This window comes from Giesbergeria sinuosa (genome assembly GCF_042652905.1).
In the GTDB taxonomy this organism is placed as follows: Bacteria; Pseudomonadota; Gammaproteobacteria; order Burkholderiales; family Burkholderiaceae_C; genus Simplicispira; species Simplicispira sinuosa.
Genome location: NZ_JBHSHJ010000006.1, coordinates 136,338 through 153,209 on the forward strand (window position 1 = coordinate 136,338; position 16,872 = coordinate 153,209).

General features: G+C 57.2%; 13 protein-coding genes. 6 read left to right on the forward strand and 7 right to left on the reverse strand.

Annotated features, from left to right (window positions below; all coding sequences use genetic code 11):
• Positions 1-20 precede the first annotated feature (20 nt).
• The 7 genes from pelG to ACFO6X_RS09585 are packed head-to-tail and all read right to left on the reverse strand — an operon-like array spanning position 21 to position 12,602.
• Entirely contained in the window at positions 21-1,394 is a 1,374-nt protein-coding gene (gene pelG, locus ACFO6X_RS09555) for an exopolysaccharide Pel transporter PelG (protein ID WP_382432395.1), read from the reverse strand.
• A complete protein-coding gene (gene pelF, locus ACFO6X_RS09560; protein WP_382432397.1) occupies positions 1,394-2,941 on the reverse strand; it encodes a GT4 family glycosyltransferase PelF in 1,548 nt (515 codons plus the stop codon). The genes pelG and pelF overlap by 1 nt, the downstream gene beginning before the upstream one ends.
• Positions 2,938-3,957: a hypothetical protein gene (locus tag ACFO6X_RS09565; protein WP_382432399.1), complete on the reverse strand. Its 1,020-nt coding sequence runs from the start codon at positions 3,955-3,957 to the stop codon at positions 2,938-2,940. The genes pelF and ACFO6X_RS09565 overlap by 4 nt, the downstream gene beginning before the upstream one ends.
• Entirely contained in the window at positions 3,947-5,320 is a 1,374-nt protein-coding gene (locus tag ACFO6X_RS09570) for a PelD GGDEF domain-containing protein (protein WP_382432401.1), read from the reverse strand. Before ACFO6X_RS09570 ends, ACFO6X_RS09565 begins: the two co-directional genes overlap by 11 nt.
• Positions 5,321-5,333: 13 nt before the next feature.
• A complete protein-coding gene (locus ACFO6X_RS09575; RefSeq protein ID WP_382432403.1) occupies positions 5,334-5,885 on the reverse strand; it encodes a penicillin-binding protein activator LpoB in 552 nt (183 codons plus the stop codon).
• Between the two features lie 23 nt (positions 5,886-5,908).
• Positions 5,909-9,832 (reverse strand): tetratricopeptide repeat protein, encoded by a 3,924-nt coding sequence (locus tag ACFO6X_RS09580; RefSeq protein ID WP_382432405.1) that lies wholly within the window; start codon positions 9,830-9,832, stop codon positions 5,909-5,911.
• Positions 9,798-12,602, reverse strand: coding sequence for a bifunctional glycoside hydrolase 114/ polysaccharide deacetylase family protein (locus tag ACFO6X_RS09585; RefSeq protein ID WP_382432407.1), 2,805 nt, complete (start codon positions 12,600-12,602; stop codon positions 9,798-9,800). The genes ACFO6X_RS09580 and ACFO6X_RS09585 overlap by 35 nt, the downstream gene beginning before the upstream one ends.
• 200 nt (positions 12,603-12,802) lie before the next feature.
• Here ACFO6X_RS09585 and galE point away from each other — a divergent pair, with 200 nt between their 5' ends.
• The 6 genes from galE to ACFO6X_RS09615 are packed head-to-tail and all read left to right on the forward strand — an operon-like array spanning position 12,803 to position 16,862.
• On the forward strand, positions 12,803-13,813 hold the full coding sequence (gene galE, locus ACFO6X_RS09590) for a UDP-glucose 4-epimerase GalE (protein ID WP_382432409.1): 1,011 nt from the start codon (positions 12,803-12,805) through the stop codon (positions 13,811-13,813).
• Positions 13,814-13,863: 50 nt separating this feature from the next.
• Entirely contained in the window at positions 13,864-14,664 is an 801-nt protein-coding gene (gene hisF / locus ACFO6X_RS09595; RefSeq protein ID WP_382432411.1) for an imidazole glycerol phosphate synthase subunit HisF, read from the forward strand.
• A 14-nt stretch (positions 14,665-14,678) separates the two neighbouring features.
• A complete protein-coding gene (gene hisI / locus ACFO6X_RS09600) occupies positions 14,679-15,077 on the forward strand; it encodes a phosphoribosyl-AMP cyclohydrolase (protein WP_382432413.1) in 399 nt (132 codons plus the stop codon).
• 15 nt (positions 15,078-15,092) lie between these two features.
• Complete coding sequence (locus ACFO6X_RS09605; protein ID WP_382432415.1) at positions 15,093-15,458, forward strand: phosphoribosyl-ATP diphosphatase; 366 nt, start codon at positions 15,093-15,095, stop codon at positions 15,456-15,458.
• A complete protein-coding gene (locus ACFO6X_RS09610; protein ID WP_382432417.1) occupies positions 15,455-15,841 on the forward strand; it encodes a DUF4870 family protein in 387 nt (128 codons plus the stop codon). The genes ACFO6X_RS09605 and ACFO6X_RS09610 overlap by 4 nt, the downstream gene beginning before the upstream one ends.
• The gene (locus ACFO6X_RS09615; protein WP_382432419.1) at positions 15,834-16,862 is read left to right on the forward strand and encodes a patatin-like phospholipase family protein; all 1,029 of its coding nucleotides are present in this window, start codon (positions 15,834-15,836) and stop codon (positions 16,860-16,862) included. The genes ACFO6X_RS09610 and ACFO6X_RS09615 overlap by 8 nt, the downstream gene beginning before the upstream one ends.
• Positions 16,863-16,872: the final 10 nt, after the last annotated feature.

The window sequence follows — 16,872 nt, forward strand, 5'->3', positions numbered from 1 at the left end:
AAATGAAACAGATCCGTATGCTACTGGAGCATGAAAGTCTGATACTCCAAACGGTTAAGCTGGCGTGTGAGCAAGATCAGGCCAGTCAGGAGGCTGATCAACATAGCCAGCGTGAAACCATAGCCGTATAGTGCAGCACCGTAGTATTGGCTGACGGCTGTGAACACAATATTGAGCAAGACCATTTGCCCGCACAGCAGCAGCACAATTCGACGCTGGTCTAGGTAGAAAAAGACGTTCAGCACCGCCATCAGCCCCACTTGCAAGCCAGCTCCCACCACCTGCACATACAACAGTGGCAGATACAGCAGCGAAATACCCAAGGCATCCAGAACGACGGGGCCAGCCACAAAGGTTACCAGTACTGCCAAAGTCTGGGTTTTGGCAATTTCTACCAAACCCTGTTGGATAGAGTAGACCATTTCATCGTGCATGGACTCGATGTATTCCAGTGAGCCACCCCCCCGCACAGCATCGTAGAACTTGTCGTAAAACTCGACAAAATCTGTCTCGATGCGCACCAAAAAGACGGCCATGCCTGGAATGATGGACAGGTATGACAAAAACACTGGCAAATCGTAGATCAGGGAAGCGCGCAAGCCGCCAATGACTTGTTGGGAGGTTGGCTCAAAGTACCAAAACATCAGCTTATCGACCCAGATGCCGAAGTTGTACAAAAAACCTACCGCCACCAAAGACAGATACCGCAGCTCATGCCGTGCAAAGTCAAAGGCAATCAGTTGTCCAGAAGGATTGAAGTCGCGCACAATGAACAGCCACATACCCGCCAGCAGCACCAGATTGCCCAACACAAAGCCCCCCAGCAGCCCCTCCAGCCCCCAAGGCCGCATGAGCAAAGAGGCCAACACAATCAGGGTGTAAGCCACGGCAAACAGCAGCGTAATGGCTTTGTAGTGCTTCATGCCTGAGAGCAAAACCGTTAGCACCCAGACGGCACACATGATGGCAAACCCCGCCAACATCAGCAATCGATAGAGCAGACGCTCGCTAGGCAAAAGCAGAAACAGGGCCACCGTACCCAGCACACAGGCGGCGCCCACCACCAGCAGCAGCAAGCCATGCAAATTGGGCAAGATCAGTTCTTGGCGTTTTTCAAACAGCCGATCCGACACAAAGCGGGTAAATGCCAATTGCACCAGCCCCGTCAGCACCAAACTCGATGCCACCAGATAGGTCACAGAAGTCTGGAATTGCGTGACCAAAAAAGACGGCACGACAACGGTGGCACTGAAAATACCCACCAGCAAGATGCCCACAATGGAGAACACCCAAGGGCCAGAACCGATCACACCGGCATAGGCATAGGCTTGCGCCAAGCCCAGCAAAGTGTTTTTGCGCAACAAGCGCCGCAGTTCAAATCCAATGCCCGCCATCAACGTGCTCCTTTGGGGTCTTGCAACGCCTGTTCGTACACTTTGCGGTAGCGGTCAAACATCATCGTATCGGTGTAATAGCGTTCTACCCTGGCAATGGCTGCTGCACTGGCCCGTGCCCATGCGGGGGTGTCGGTGAGCAAGGCAATCGCCGCATCGGCCAAGGCTTGTGGGTCGGCAATGTTCACTACCACCCCACTGTGGCCGAGGGCACGATCCTCCTCGTCCAAGCCCTCAATCAATTGACGGCAGGAGCCTACATCGGTGGAAACGGTGGGCACGCCTGCGGCATAGCCTTCCAGAATCACCAGGGGCAGTGCCTCGCTGATAGAGGAGAGCACTACCAGCCCAATTTGCGGCATCAGGGCTTCCACTTTTTGAAAACCAAGAAACTTCACTTGGGCTTGCAGGCCGAGGCTTTGCACCAGGTTTTCGCACTCTTGGGCGTAGCTAGGATCTTCTTCGGTGGGGCCAGCAATCCACCCTTGGGCTTGGGGCAGTTGGTTGACCACTCGGCGCATGGCGCGAATAAAGGTTTTGACATCCTTGATGGGCACCACGCGCCCAATCAGACACAGCACAGGCGGTGGGGTGGCAGGCCGCTGTGAGCGCAACGGGGCAAAACGCCCCAAATTGATGCCATTGGGGATATTGAAGGTGCGTTCTGGTTTGGCTCCGTCGTGGATTTGGCGTAGACGGTTGGCTTCATACAGGGCAATGATGGGGTTGGAGGCCTCGTAGCAGTAGCGTCCCATCCACTCGAAAAAGCGAATCCACATTTGGCGAAAATAGGACAGCTCGGTGGGATCGCGTTGAAAGACATTGCGGTTGTCGCGAATCCACTCGCTCTTGAGCAGGTCAATTTGGCGCTCTTTGGTGTAAATGCCATGTTCAGACAAAATCAAGGGCAGGCCGCGGCGCTGGCGCAGCATGGCCCCTAAACAGCCTGCATAACCTGTGGAGGCACTGTGCAGCACCCTCACCGGAATCAACTGGTGGGCAATGCGTGCCAACAGCCACAGGGGCTGAAACATGATGCGCACCGTCCAGAAATAATCCACAAACGATGGGTCGGTGCAATAGCGCCGATAGGTGTCGCACAGTAGCTGCCAAGAGCGTTCGCTGTACAAAAAATCGTCCAGTTGCAGTTTGCCACCGGGCATGATTTCGCGCACCAGATGGCGCAACAGCCCCAGGGTGAGATCCCGCTGCGCCTCTCCTTGGCGCAGCGAATTCACGAGCGCACTCATCATCTCAAAGGCCAATGGGCTGCCCCGTCGGGCAGCGGGCAAGCCCGGTGCTACCAGATCGTCGTACAGGTAGTGCTCTTCAAAATGCACCACATTGGCGGGCAACTCGTACCGAAAGCCTTTGTAGTCGCTGCGGCGGCTACCCAGAAACACAATCGCGTAACGGTATTCCGGATAGGCCCGGATGATTTGATTGATCCAGCTCGATACGCCTCCACTCACATACGGAAAGGTGCCCTCTAGCAGCAGGGCGATGTCGGCACTTTGGGCTTTGGGTGGTTTGTGCGGTGTGTTCATCCGCCTGTTTTCCAGTAATCGATGATGGGCCGCAGCCGGGGTACAGAGTCTGCTGCGTCCAATTGCTGGATCAACAGGTAGGTGCGCACAATGTCGCGGCGTTCAAAGCTCAGTTCTGCTTGGTAGGGCAGTACCCGTGTGGCGGGCAGTCCCAATTTGACGGAGCGTTGATAGGCCAAGGCAGCCTCATCGAAGCGGCGCAGCGAGTGCAGCAATCGCCCTTTGCGCAACCACAACGGTGCATTCTGGGGTTGTATTTTTAACACCTCATCGCAGTAGTGCAGGGATTGTGCAATCGCGTAGTCGCGCAGATCACCTTGGGCCAAGTCTTGGTAGATGAATTCCCAATACAGATCAGACAGGTGCTGCACGGCTTTGAGGGTTCGGGGGCCGGGGCGGGCGGTGCCCTCTCTGGCGCGAGCAGTGCGCAGGGCTTGGAGTTCTTCGTCCACCGCCCGGCTGATGCGCTGTTCTAGGCCATCGAGCATGCCATAGGCGAGCAAGCGTAAATCTTCACTGGGGTCGTTGAGCACATTGCGCAGCAAAGGCGAAGCCACCCGGCCAGAGACATGTTGTAATGAGACCATCGCCCGCATCCGTGAAGTCATGGGTACATCCCGGTTGCCCAGAAAAGAGCCAAGACCTGTCTGCCGAAAGGCGCCGGTAATGCGCTGGTGTTGGTCAAACTCGGGCAATTGCAGAGACTCAAACATGGCCACGGTTTGCGCAGGACGGTGGTAGCGCAACACCAAGGCAGCTGCCAAAACGCCAACAAAACCCACCAGCGGTACGGCATAACTGCACAGTACCATCAAGCTCAACATGGCTGTGCGCGGTTGGGCCTGCTCTTTGGGTAGCAAAGGCAGTGCAAACAGTGCCAACAGGGTGCTGGCCCCTGCATGCAGCAACAAATAACTGGCCAATGCTGTATCGGAGTGACCATGCAGCAGCACCGGGCCGCTCCAGGCCGACAGCTCCATGATGACCGCCGAGAATCCAAGCTTGCTATTGAGCATCGGCAATCTCGTGCAGGCGCTGCAATAGTCCCAGAGGTGGCGTTTGGCTCAGCGGAAGTTGGTGCGGAAAAATCCCTGCATCGGCCAGCGAAATACTTTCTTTTTGATGAATCCAGTTCTCTAAGCGGGCCAGAAAACCTTCTGCCGTTGCACTGTCACCCAAAGGCATCAGCACGGCCAGCAAAGCACGGCGCTCGCCTTGAATCAGCCAGGTCTCGTCCATCAGGCGGCGCAGGCGCAGCAATTGTTGTGGCAGGTCGCGTTCAATCGCCGTAGGGGTGAACTCTAGTGCCACCACCATGCTGGGAACCCCAGTCGTTTGGTGCATGTGCCATAGGCGTTGCATTTCAAAGGCAAATTCAGCTGGACAGTCTGGCCAGTGCTGCAACAAGGGTTGTGCCAATGCCTGGGTAGACAGGCCATCGGTGTAGTAGCCCAGCAGCAGGTTGATGGTTTGTAAATTCTCTTCTTGCAACGCAAAAAAAGGCATGTCGTCGACCAGCAAGAGCCCATAGATATCGCCGCCCAGATCGAGCAGGGGGGCCGCCATCAGATACTGGCTCTGTTGCTTGAGGGCCAGCGTCTGCACCACATGGCACAGCTTGTGCGTTTCCAGTGCTTGGCGCACCAAGGGATCGTTGTTATCCAAGGTGATGGGCGCACCCATACTGGACAGGGGTTGTGTGTCGAGCTGATCCCCATCCACACGGTATAAGGCGGCCGCACCAATCTGGCAGTATTGCGACAACAGGCGCAGCAGGGTTTGGGCGTCAGACTCCATGCTGCCCAGTCCCCGCAGGGTTTTGAGGGCATCGCGCATCGACATGGGGCGGCCTATCAATTCATGTTCCAGCCGGTCATGAGACAGACGCAACAGGTAATACTGCCGGATCAGGTGCTCCATCCGTTGGTGCAGATAGTGTTGCACGCTCTCGGCCCGTCGGGTACGTGCTACCCACAGACTGGAGAACTCACCCACCAACATGACCAGAATCAGCCCCCCCAGAAAAAACACCTGTGGAAACGGCTCATCTTGCCCGTGGTGTAGCAGCAACCAGCCTGCCAACAATACACTGGCAGAGAGCAAACCCGCCAAGGGGCCATAACGCAGCGCGACGATCATTGGAGCCAGCCAGGCCCAATGAAAATCGGCATGTACCCACAAGGGGTCTTGGGGGTTCAGCCACCAGCCCAGCGCCAGCGTCAGTGCCGGCAGCAACACGGCTTCCAGCAACACGATCCAGGGGCGTATCCCTGTGGGCGCCAACTTGCCTAAGGGCGAGCCGGTAAAGCTGGCCCCAGTGATAGCTCTGGGTTGTGCCGAGGTTTCTGGGGGACGGACGTTGCCACTAGCACTAGACATGACCAGGGATAAGTCAACGGACTGTGGTCAGGCCGGCACGCAGCAGTTCACGGATCAATTTTTGGGCCACCGAGGACAAAGCCTCGCGGCTCCAGCCGCTTTTGCCACCGGTACCACTCCACAAGGTTTCGCCGGTGCTCACGTCCACAATTTGCAAGGTGACGCCAGCGGCGGGTTCACCATCTACCCCCACTTTGTAGCGCCATTCGTCTACAGCGCCCGTGAGGGCATAGCGCACATTTTGTTCCCGTGCCCAAGCCAGTGCCTCCTCTTGCCGTTTGGTTTCGGCCCCTTCAAACAGGGCTTCGGATTGCGCATGGCCTGGGTAACGTTTGACGGTGCCAATGTTCTGGGCCTGTAGCAGTGCTTGGGCAATGGCCTCTGCCCGATTGCCTGCCAGGGGGGTTTCTGTATGGTTGGCAAACGGCAGTACTACCCATTGGGCATCGCGCTCCAAGGTGGGTGCTTTGCCGTGGTCTACCGTGGAGCAAGCCGCCAATGTGGTCAGCAGCACTGTGCCAATCAGCCATTGAAAGATGCGCAGGAGAAAAGACGGGTGGATCATGATGCCTTGTGCAGAGATAACGGTTAAAAGTGATAACGGTAGTTCAATTGAACTTCTTGGCTCAGGCCCGGAGTTTGTGCTCCAGATTTGCCCAAACCCCAGATCAGGCTCAGGTGGTCTGCTCCGAGCACGCTGCCCGCCAAGCCCAAGCGCAGACTGTAGCCCGCCCCTTGGCGGCTGTGCCAGGTGTGCGCCAGACTGGCCAAGGGCAGGAGGGCGCGGATGTAGTCCCGCTCAAAACGCAGATTGGTAGTGAGTTGCACGCCATAGAACTGAAAATTGTCGGGCAGCAAATAGCCACGATCTACATTGGCGATGCCTGGGGGCAGATAGCGAGTGAAGGCACGGTCGGCGCCCGATAAGCCTTGGGGGTTGCGCCGGTCGTAACTGTGGCTAGACCAGAAAGCACCCATATCCACAGTGGGTACGTCTAAGCGGTAGGTGTGGGTGTAACTCAGGGCGGAATGTTGTCCATTGCCTACTTCACCCCCGGTTTGCCATTCGTATTTTTCTCGCCAGTGGTTGAGCGTTACTTGGTCTAGGCGGGTGGCTTGGTAGCGCATGCCTATGCCCAAACGGTCTTTCATCCCGCCCATGCGCAAAGCCAGACTCTCTTGGGTAGGCAGTTGATTGCCCCAGTCCAGATGCAATGACAAGCGGTTGTCCAGCCGTTGTATATGTTCAAGCTGCCAAGGGGTAGAGCTGGCTAAGCTTTCGCGCCAGCCCAGATGCAGCATGGTGGAGCTACCCCCCCCATACTGCCAGCGCAAGGCACCATAGGCGGCACGCTCCTGAGAAGGCTCTTGCAGGGCGCGTGGATCGGTGGTTTGCCGGTCGGTACGCAGCATTTTGAGCCCCAATGACAAAGAGGGGCTCAATGGGTAGTGCAGCCGTGTCTCTGTTTCTTGTTCGTCCAGCTTGTCTAATCTGCGTGAGGCTATGTTGCCATTGGCATGGGGGCTGAAGGCCAATAGGTTCTCGGCCAGTTGCTGGTGCAGTGGGCTGTCATCGGGTTGGTCGTGTTGGGTCTCGAAGGCGGCACTTTGCGCCAAGCGCACATCCCCCACAGCGGCTGCTGCATTCACCCGGTCGTAACGGGGCAAGCGTTGATCGAAGATTTCGAGCAGCTCGCCGGTGGCAGCTTTGTCTTTCTCGGCCAAAGCCACGGTAATTTCGGCCCACAGTGGCCGGTTGGCTTGTATGCTATGGCTGCGGGCATATTGTTGCCATAGAAAACCACGTTCGGCGGTGTATTCCCCCGCGTCTTGCAGCCAGCCAATGGCGGTCTCTGCCGCTGCATTGGATAGGCCGTGGCGGGCGTCACGGTCTAGCCGCAGCAGCTCGCGCAACGTAGCCAGTCCCACGTCTCCTGGGCGCTGTGTCAGTTGTAGGCGGGTGCGGGCTATTCGCCGTGTTGTATTCAAGCCCTCCTCGGTCAGCCAGCGGGCACGCGACTGTGTGGTGCTGACATTGCGGTGGACTTTTTGCCATTCTTGACTGAGCAGGTAGCGCCGTAAGCGCCATGCACGATCCGATTGTTGGTTTTGATCTAGCGCATCGGCATAGTTCATGAGCCAAAGCAGGTCGTTGCGGTGCGCTTGCACACGGGGTTGTAAATAGCGATCCAGGGCAATAGCGGGCAGTGACAGGGACTGGTAGGCCGATGCCAGGGCATCGTGCAATTCTTTGTCTTGGCTCCATTGGGCCTCGTAACGCGTCAAAATATCGCGCAAGGCAGTGGCATCGTTGCCCTCGATGAACAGCCATAGCAGCGCATGGCGCATGGCTGTCGACTGTGGTGCCTGTCGCAATCCAGCCTCGTAATACTGGCGGGCTTGGGCACGACGGCCTGTGTTTTGGTAGCACAGCCCAGCTAGGCGCAAAAACTCAGGTTCTTGGCGCAAGCGGTGCAAGGCCCGACGTTGTGCATGGGGGGCTGGATCTACCCGCTGTAGTACCCGTTGCGCCTCAGACCATTGGTTGCGGCTGGCATAAATACCCAGGGCCAAAATGAAGTGGCGGGACTGGTCGTGTTGTTGCCACGCCAGCAGCGCCACCTCAGCGGCCTCTAGCGGTTGGTCGGTTTGTAACAGCCGAATCAGGGCATCAAAGTCCCCAACATCAGCACCATCTTCGGCCAACAATTGGCGATAAGCCTGCACGGCCAACAGGTCTCGTTGTTGGTCTTGTGCCATCTGGGCCGTGAGGCGCCAGAAGGCGGCACTGTCTGTGGTGTCAGGGGTGATCTTTTTTTGCGCCGCCTCTAACCACGCCAGTCCTTGTGCCGCTTGGCCGCGCAACAGGGCCAACACTGCTGCACGCATCGCCAGCGTGGGGGTCAATTGGGTGGGGTCTTCAAACAGGCGTTGCCAACTGGCCAGAGCCAAGTCCAAATCGCCCGCTCGCTTGGCTAGGCCAGCCAACATTTCCAGGGTCTGGGGGGTGGCAGGTTGCTGGCGCAGGTAGTCCAGTGCAGGCTGGGGAGACCCCAAACGCTCATAGGCATCTACCAATTCTTGCAACAATGTGGGGTGGCCAGGCCTGCGCCGTAACTCGTAACGCAATGCCTCGACCAGTGCAGCATCATCAAACTGTCCGGGAGCCAAGCGCAACACCGCTTGCCAGGCCACATTGTTTTGTGTCTGACGGGCCACCTGCAACCAGTGTTGCAAAGCCAACTCCAGTCGCCCCGTCCATTCAGAGACTTGGGCCAACCGCTCATGCCAAAGAATGAGTTGAGGGGCTTGTTGTACGGCTGCTTTGGCCACACGCCAAGCATCTTCAAGGTTCTTGTTTTCTAAGAACACTTGGTACCCTAGGGTGTAGATCTTGTCATCAAACGGCAGTCCGGGCGCCGCGATCGGGGGAGACTTTTGGCTGCTGGATACAACTTGCCAGTCTTCTGGGGCCACCCCATCGTTGGGGTGATGCAACAAGGATGGATCCAACAGATAGGCCCGATCTTCGTATTGCTGCGGAGGGGGGCTGGGCAGCTGCCTGTGCGTGACTGGCTCCAGTAAGGTTGGGGTGGTGGTGGATGCTTGGGCATGGGCTTGCCATTGCCGCCACAGGGCCAGACGCAGCAACTGCTTGACATATTGCTCAGCAATGTCTGGGCGGCCTGCGGCCCGTGCCAGTTGTACCAACCGTTCAATGATTTCGCTGTCGCTGTGCAGTGTCTGCAGCTCTTTTTCTGCCAGTTCTAGGGCTGCCAGTGGTTGCCCGCTCGACTGCATGGCGGCAATGGCTGCCAGAAAGTATTGCTTGGCCTGTGGGGCATGGGGCGTGGCTTGGCGTGCCAGCAGATACAACTCAGCACATGCTGCGTAATGGGAATGGGCCAATGCGGTTTGTGCCGCTTGTTCATACAGTCGTGCGGCTTGGTCTGGCTGCCGTTGTTGCAATGCCCGCTGGCGCATCAGCGTGATGGCAACGGTGGGCTGCCCCAAGTCCAATGCTTGGCGGGTTAATTGTTGTTGTTGCTCTGCAGACCATTCTTCACGTACGAGCGCGGGCAACTGTTCTACCAGCTTGGTATGCAATTGGGCGCGCGCTTGGGTGGCCGAGCCCGCTGTTTTTTCGTAGGCTTGGTAGGTACTCTCCCACAGGAGCCAGACAGCACGGCGGTGTATGCCCGCATCGGCCGATTGCAGGGCGGGTTGCAAGGTCTGGCGCATAGTGTCGAGCTCGCCCGCTTGCCCCTGTTGTCGTGCCAATAACCAACGCAGTTGCGGATTGTCTGGATCGCTGCGCAAAAGGTTGTGCAGATAGTTGGTAGACAAATCGGAGTGTTCATTGCCCGCCTGACTCAAACGGCGTTCCAAGTCTTGGCGAGGATAGAGCAGCCATAACCCCCCGCCCACCATCACTGCCAATAGAAATAGCAGCCAGTAAGGAGCAAGCAAAGGCCGCTCAGCGGGTTGGGCAGACGATCTGGAAGTCGGCATGTGTAGCAGTCAACTCAAACATTTGGACATCGGCACGTACAGCGGTGGTGGTGCGGACAGGGGCCAACACCCGTTGGCCGGTGCGCACTTGGCAGTGGCTGCTGTGGGCCACACTAAACTCGAGTGGCACATGGCCTTGCAGGGAGAATTCGGTGTGTGTGGCATTGGCATTCACCTGCCACTTTTTGATGCGTGCATTGGCCTCATACAAAAACGGGCGTGGGGGGGGGGCTGTGCCTGTTTTCTCCAGCGTTTGGAAGCGGGCGCTATCACCTGTCAGGTGCAGGTAGGTGCCTTCGGCACCTTCACGGTAGCCGGCTACCTGTTGGCTCTGGGCCAGTGCTGGCATGCCCCAACTGGCAGGCAGGCGCAAAGTGCGCAACTCACCACTACCGCGCACACGCCAGCCCTGCCCATCGCGGGCCAGGGCATAAGTATAAAAATCCAGTACCTTGCGAATGTATTCAGAGGCAAAAACCGGGTGCAGGGGTTGTGCCTGCGCCCAACGGTACACCTTGTGCAATGCCTGCAGCCCCGCCCGCTTGCTGGCTGAGTAGGTGTGGTAGTAAATATCCACTGCTTTGATACGGCGTGGATGGCCCGTCATCTCAAAGGTTTCAATCGCCCGCTCAAAACCATAAAACGGCCCCTGCCAAAGGTTGGTGTAAATGTTCTCGTTGGTGATGGGGGCAAATACCTGCACATAGCCATCCTTCTGAATGCCGTGGCTGCGCACAGCGGTCAGCGAGGGCTGGTTGCGGGAGATGAAGGTATCGCCACCGTTCATGTTCAGTAATCCAGCACGGTCGGCAATCGCCAAGGCTTCACTGCTGGGGGCGGTATCGCCTGTCCACAGCATGATCTGCACCTTCTTGCCGGTGGGGGCCAGCCGTTGTTGGATGTAGTTGACCGAACCGACAATTTCGCGTTCTAAATTGAAGGTGTAGCCGGGCAGCTCCAGGTGGTAGTCTTTTTGGGTTTCGTCCAAGAACGTGCCGTGTTTGGCTTCCTGGTTCCATAAAAAGGGATGGCTATAGCTGTGGCTGGCCATTTCGACATGCGGCAACCGAAACATCCGCCGTGCAATGTCCTCTAGTTGGGTGCTGTATTGTGGGTAGAGGCCGTGTGCGGCAATCTCTCCTTCAATCACCGACATGGTGTGCGGGATACGGTATTTTTCCAGCACATCCTTGAGCAGTACTTCTGAAGAGAAGGGGCTGCCTGCCATTTCGGCTCTGGATGGAAAGCCATCGCCATCAATGTGGGCCATCAGCAAGCGGCGGCCATTTTCGGTGGTCACATCTGGCACTGGCATGGGGGGCAAACGCAGTGCCTGCGTTAAGAAAGTGAAGGGGTCAATCACCCAACGTTGCTGGTCTGTGCCAGGAAGAGTCACCAAAACGAAAGGATCGAGCACAAAGCCACCCCAAGGCATGATGGCACCCGCCACAGCCCGTTGCCCACGCTGGTCCTGTAGCTCCAACAAGGGCGTAGCCTGTGCGCTCCATTTGTTGGTAATGCGTACTGGCTCATATTCCCGGCCTGGCATCGGGGGGGCGATTTCAAAACCCATCATGGGGTGCTGGCGTATCGTTTGCAATGTGCCCTGCATCCCCAAGTCACCCACTTGCAGCCCCAACTGTTCTGTCCAGCTGCGGTCGGGCAGAAAGCCAAAATCATCAATCAGTGCCAATGGCATTCCTTCGCCAGCACGGGCCAGTAGCCAACGGCTCAACTCCTTGCCTTTGGTGGCAGGCAAAAAGCCCGAGAACCAAGTCACTACCCCCGCATAGCGATCCCGATAAATGCCTTGGGGCAAAGGCTGCCTCGTATCGGCATACTCCACCAAATAGCCCATGTGGTTGAGGGGCATTTGCAGGTAGCGGTGGGCGTTGGTGTAGTTGAGCGCAACAGTCTCGCCGCCGTTATAAAGAACCAAAACACGCCGGGGCTGGAATTCGATATTGCCCACACCAATGGTGTGCAATTGGCTGTCACCCACCCAAGGAATGAACCCCAGCGCCTCAATTTGGCTGGCTGTGGCACGGGCCAAGGAGCGGTTGTGGGGTGGCACATAATCAATCACCAGCACCGGAATTCCATGTTGTTGCCGGATGGTTTGCAACTGGCCTAGCAACCATTCGCGACTGGCCGCCGGAACTTCCTCATAACGCTTTTGACCAGCATTCCAGCCACGGAACAACGACTCGGCGGCCACCATCTCAATTTTGTCGCGCACCCGAGGCACGATTTCAAAACCGCGATTCAAAATCAGTCGGATGCCCGGAAAGCGCCGGTGCAGCGTTTCAATGACCCGTACCAACCCGGCCTGCTGGGCCGCTTCATCAAACTGGGCGGCTAGGCGATAAGAGTCCAGTGTGTCCAGAAAGAACCCTCGGTAACCGCGCTCCCACAAAGGAGCCACCACCCGGTTGGCAAAAAACTCGGGCCAGTCTGCAGGCGTTTGGTCTAGCACCTCTGACTGCCAGTCACCATTGCGTGCCAGCTTCCAGGTTGTTGGAATGTCTGGGTAGTAGCGGCGTGAAGGCTGCACCTCTGCTACCGACACATAGGCATACAACTGGCTGCCGCTGCGCTGGTACAGCAGCGGGTCGTGGCCGTGGTCAGGCTCTACCACCACGATGTCAAACACTTTCAGATCGGCCAAGGGTGCCGCGCCGTAATGCAAGGCCACCGCAGGCAAAGCATGGACAGACACGGACAACAGACTGCCCAGAACCCACAGCAGCAGAGGAAAGAATTTAGACATGGTGGGTGTAACCAAAAACATGTAATGCACAAAACACCAAAAACGTAACAAGGTGTTTTTAAATTGAATTATAGTGATAGTCTATCTAAAGCAGATATTCATTAGTTCATATTGCCGTTGTGGTGGGGGCTGCAAAATATCAAGCTCTTTTGCCATGAGGGTCGCCCTGTGTTGGGGCACTTTCCAAAGGATGCAAGGGCATGATTTTGGTGACTGGTGGTGCCGGTTTTATCGGCTCGCATACCTGTGTGGCACTGGCGGCTGCGGGTTTTCCTTTTCTTATTCTGGACAATTTCAGTAACAGTCGCCGCTCAGTGTTGGAGCGCATGGGCCGCATTATCGGTACAGAGCCAGTCTGTATCGAAGGTGACGTGTGTGATGCGGCCTTGCTGGCCCGTATCTTGGCACAGTACCCGATTCAGGCGGTGATCCACTTTGCCGCACTGAAGGCGGTGGGTGAGTCCGTCGCTGCCCCCTTGCGTTACTACCAGAACAATGTGGCTGGCACCATCACCTTACTGCAAGCCATGCGGCAGGCAGGGGTGCGTAACTTGGTGTTTTCATCTTCGGCCACGGTGTATGGTGAGCCGGCGAGTGTGCCTATTCGCGAGAATTTTCCGTTGTCGGCCACCAACCCTTACGGTTGGAGCAAACTGATGATGGAGCAAGTGCTGGCTGATGTGGATGCGGCAGAGCCGGGGCAGTGGTGCATTGCGCGTTTGCGTTACTTCAACCCTGTGGGGGCGCACGAGAGCGGCTTGATTGGCGAAGACCCGCAAGATGTACCGGGCAATTTATTGCCCTATGTGGCCCAAGTGGCCGCTGGTCAGCGCAGTGGTCTTTGCATTTATGGCAACGATTACCCCACTCCTGATGGCACTGGGGTGCGTGATTACATCCATGTGATGGATTTGGCCCAAGGCCATGTGGCAGCCTTGCGTTATTTACAGCAACATCCCGGCCTGCTCACGGTCAATTTGGGCACAGGCCGTCCAGTGTCCGTGCTAGAAATGGTGCGTCGCTTTGAGCAGGCCAGTGGCCGCCCCATTCCCTACCAAATAGTAGGCCGCCGTCCCGGTGATGTGGCCCAATGTTGGGCCGACCCTTCGTTGGCGGCGCACCTGTTGGGGTGGCAGGCCCAGCATGGCATTGAACGCATGTGCCAAGATGCTTGGCGTTGGCAGAATGGTGTGGCCCGCAGTTTGTCTTAGCCGCGTGGTATCTTCCTTGGCTTGTTCTCCATTGCTACATTTACTGCGCCATGCTTGCCAAACGCATCATCCCCTGCCTTGACGTGACCGGAGGCCGTGTCGTCAAGGGCGTCAATTTTGTTGAACTGCGCGATGCGGGCGATCCCGTCGAGATCGCCGCACGATACAACGCCCAAGGGGCCGACGAGCTGACTTTTCTTGACATCACCGCTACCAGTGATGGTCGCGACCTGATCCTCCACATCATTGAGGCCGTGGCTAGCCAAGTTTTTATCCCGCTGACTGTGGGTGGGGGCGTGCGCACCGTAGAAGATGTCCGCCGCCTGCTCAATGCCGGGGCTGACAAGGTCAGTTTTAATTCGGCAGCCATTGCCAACCCCGATGTCATCAGTGCCGCTTCTGGCAAATATGGCGCCCAGTGCATTGTGGTGGCAATTGACGCCAAGCGCCGCACCCCGCAGGACGAAGCCCGCCTAGGCACCAATGGCCAAGCGGTAGGTGCGGGCTGGGATGTATACAGCCACGGTGGGCGCAAAAACACCGGTCTTGATGCAGTGCAATGGGCCGCCGAGATGGCCCGGCGTGGCGCTGGCGAGATTTTGCTGACCAGTATGGATCGCGATGGCACCAAGGCTGGATTCGATCTGGCCTTGACACGCACCGTGAGCGACACTGTGGCCGTACCCGTCATCGCCTCTGGGGGGGTGGGTAACTTGGATCACTTGGCCGATGGTGTGCAGCAAGGCGCTGCCGATGCGGTGCTGGCGGCCAGCATTTTTCACTATGGTGAATACACCGTGCAACAGGCCAAACAGCACATGGCGGTGCGTGGTATTCCGGTGCGTTTGTAATCTAATCGTTCACAATGGGTGCCATGAACTGGATAGAGCAAGTCAAATGGGATGCGCAGGGCTTGGTACCTGTGATTGCACAAGAGCAGGGCACTGGTGATGTGCTCATGTTTGCTTGGATGAATCGAGAGGCTCTGCAAAAGACCGCTGAATTGGGCCGAGCTGTCTATTTCAGCCGGTCACGCGGCAAGTTGTGGTTTAAGGGCGAAGAGTCTGGCCATGTGCAAATGGTGCACGACATTCGCATCGACTGTGACAACGATGTCATTTTGCTGCAAGTCACACAGCAAGGCCATGAACCGGGCATTGCCTGCCACACTGGGCGGCACAGTTGTTTCTACAGTGTGCTGCGTGAGGGGCAGTGGCAGCCGGTCGATCCGGTGCTCAAAGACCCCCAATCGATCTACCAATAAAGAAAGGTTGCTTGCATGTCTGCTGCTGATACGTCGATAGAGGGGGCACTGGCCCGTCTGGCGGTAGTGATTGAGAGCCGCAAGCCTGCCCAAGGCGGCAACCCCGAGAAAAGTTATGTGGCCCGTCTGTTGCACAAAGGCCCAGATGCGTTTCTGAAAAAGATTGGTGAAGAGGCCACCGAGGTGGTGATGGCCGCCAAAGATGTAGACCACGGGGCTGACAAGGCCAAGCTGCTGTATGAAGTGGCTGATCTCTGGTTTCATTCCATGATTGCGTTGGCCCACTATGGGTTGGAGCCTGCCGATGTGGTGGCCGAACTCGAACGCCGTGAGGGCACCAGTGGTTTAGAGGAAAAAGCCCAGCGTCAGGCCACACCATGAGCGATATCTTGGATGTGCAAAGCAACGAAGAAAAAGCCCGTGGCCTGATGGCTTGGGGTTGGGTCAGCTACCTCCTGCATCTGGTGGTGGCGGTGGGGGCCGTCATTCCGGGGGCGCAGCCCGGTGCGGCCTTGTTAGTGATTGCACTCATCATTGATTTGGTCAAAAAAGGGGACGCCGAAGGGACTTGGCAGGCCAGTCATTTTTCTTGGCGCATTCGTACTGTGCTGTGGGCCGGGGTGCTCTATGTGCTCACGTCCCCACTGTGGTTGCTGTTCGTCTTTCCTGGCTGGATTGCATGGGCGCTGATCTCGTTATGGTTTCTCTACCGAATAGTGCGCGGCATGGTGGCGATGAACAAGGGGCAAGAGCTGTATGCCTGAAAGCAGCAACCCGGCCCCGCGCTTGAGCCTGGCTTTGCAAGGAGGGGGGCCACATGGTGCCTTGACCTGGGGGGTGTTAGATGCCTTGCTCGAAGACGGCCAGATTGAGCTAGACAGTATCAGTGGTACTAGCGCCGGCGCCATGAATGCTGTGGCTGTGGCCTACGGCTTTGCCCAAGCAGCACAACAGTACCAAGATCCGCAAGATGTGCGCCAAGCGGGTGCCGATTTGGCCCGCGCTACCCTGACGCGCCTGTGGGAAGGCACTGGCGCTTTGGGCAATTTGGCTTGGGGGGCACCGCTGTCGCAGGTGTTTCCAGGTTTGGCCATGATGACGCCTTGGCTGGCACCTGCACAGGCCAATCCTTTGGATATCAATCCGTTGCGCCAGCTGTTAGAACGTGAGGTCGATTTCGAACTGTTGGCTACTTCTGAAGCTGCACCTCGGGTGTTTGTGTGTGCCACCAACGTGCGCACTGGGCAGGGCGAGATATTTTCCGGCCACCGCCTGACTGCGGATGCTGTCATGGCCTCGGCCTGCCTGCCGTTGATCTTCAAAGCCGTTGAGATTGATGGCGAAGCCTATTGGGATGGCTGCTATTCGGGCAACCCACCACTTTACCCACTGATTTACAGTGCCCAAAGCAGCGATATTTTGTTGGTACAGATCAACCCGGTAGAGCATCTGCGGGTGCCTGCCACAGTGCCCGAAATCACTGATCGTGTCAACGAGATCACCTTCAATGCCGGTTTGCTGGCCGAACTGCGCTCTCTGGAGTTTGCCCGCAGGTTGCGCGCTGAAGGCAAGATTGACACCGGACATTTCAAAGAGGTTCACATGCACCGCATTGATGGTGGTGCCGTGCTGGCCGACTTTGGCATGGCCAGCAAAACACGCGCTGATCTGGGCTTTATGCGTCAGCTGTTTGCGCTGGGCCGCACGGTGGGCCTGCGGTGGTTGCAAGACCATCGTTCTGACATTGGTGTGCGTTCCAGCTTTCAGTTGGCACGGGCCATCTGAAAAGATTCAC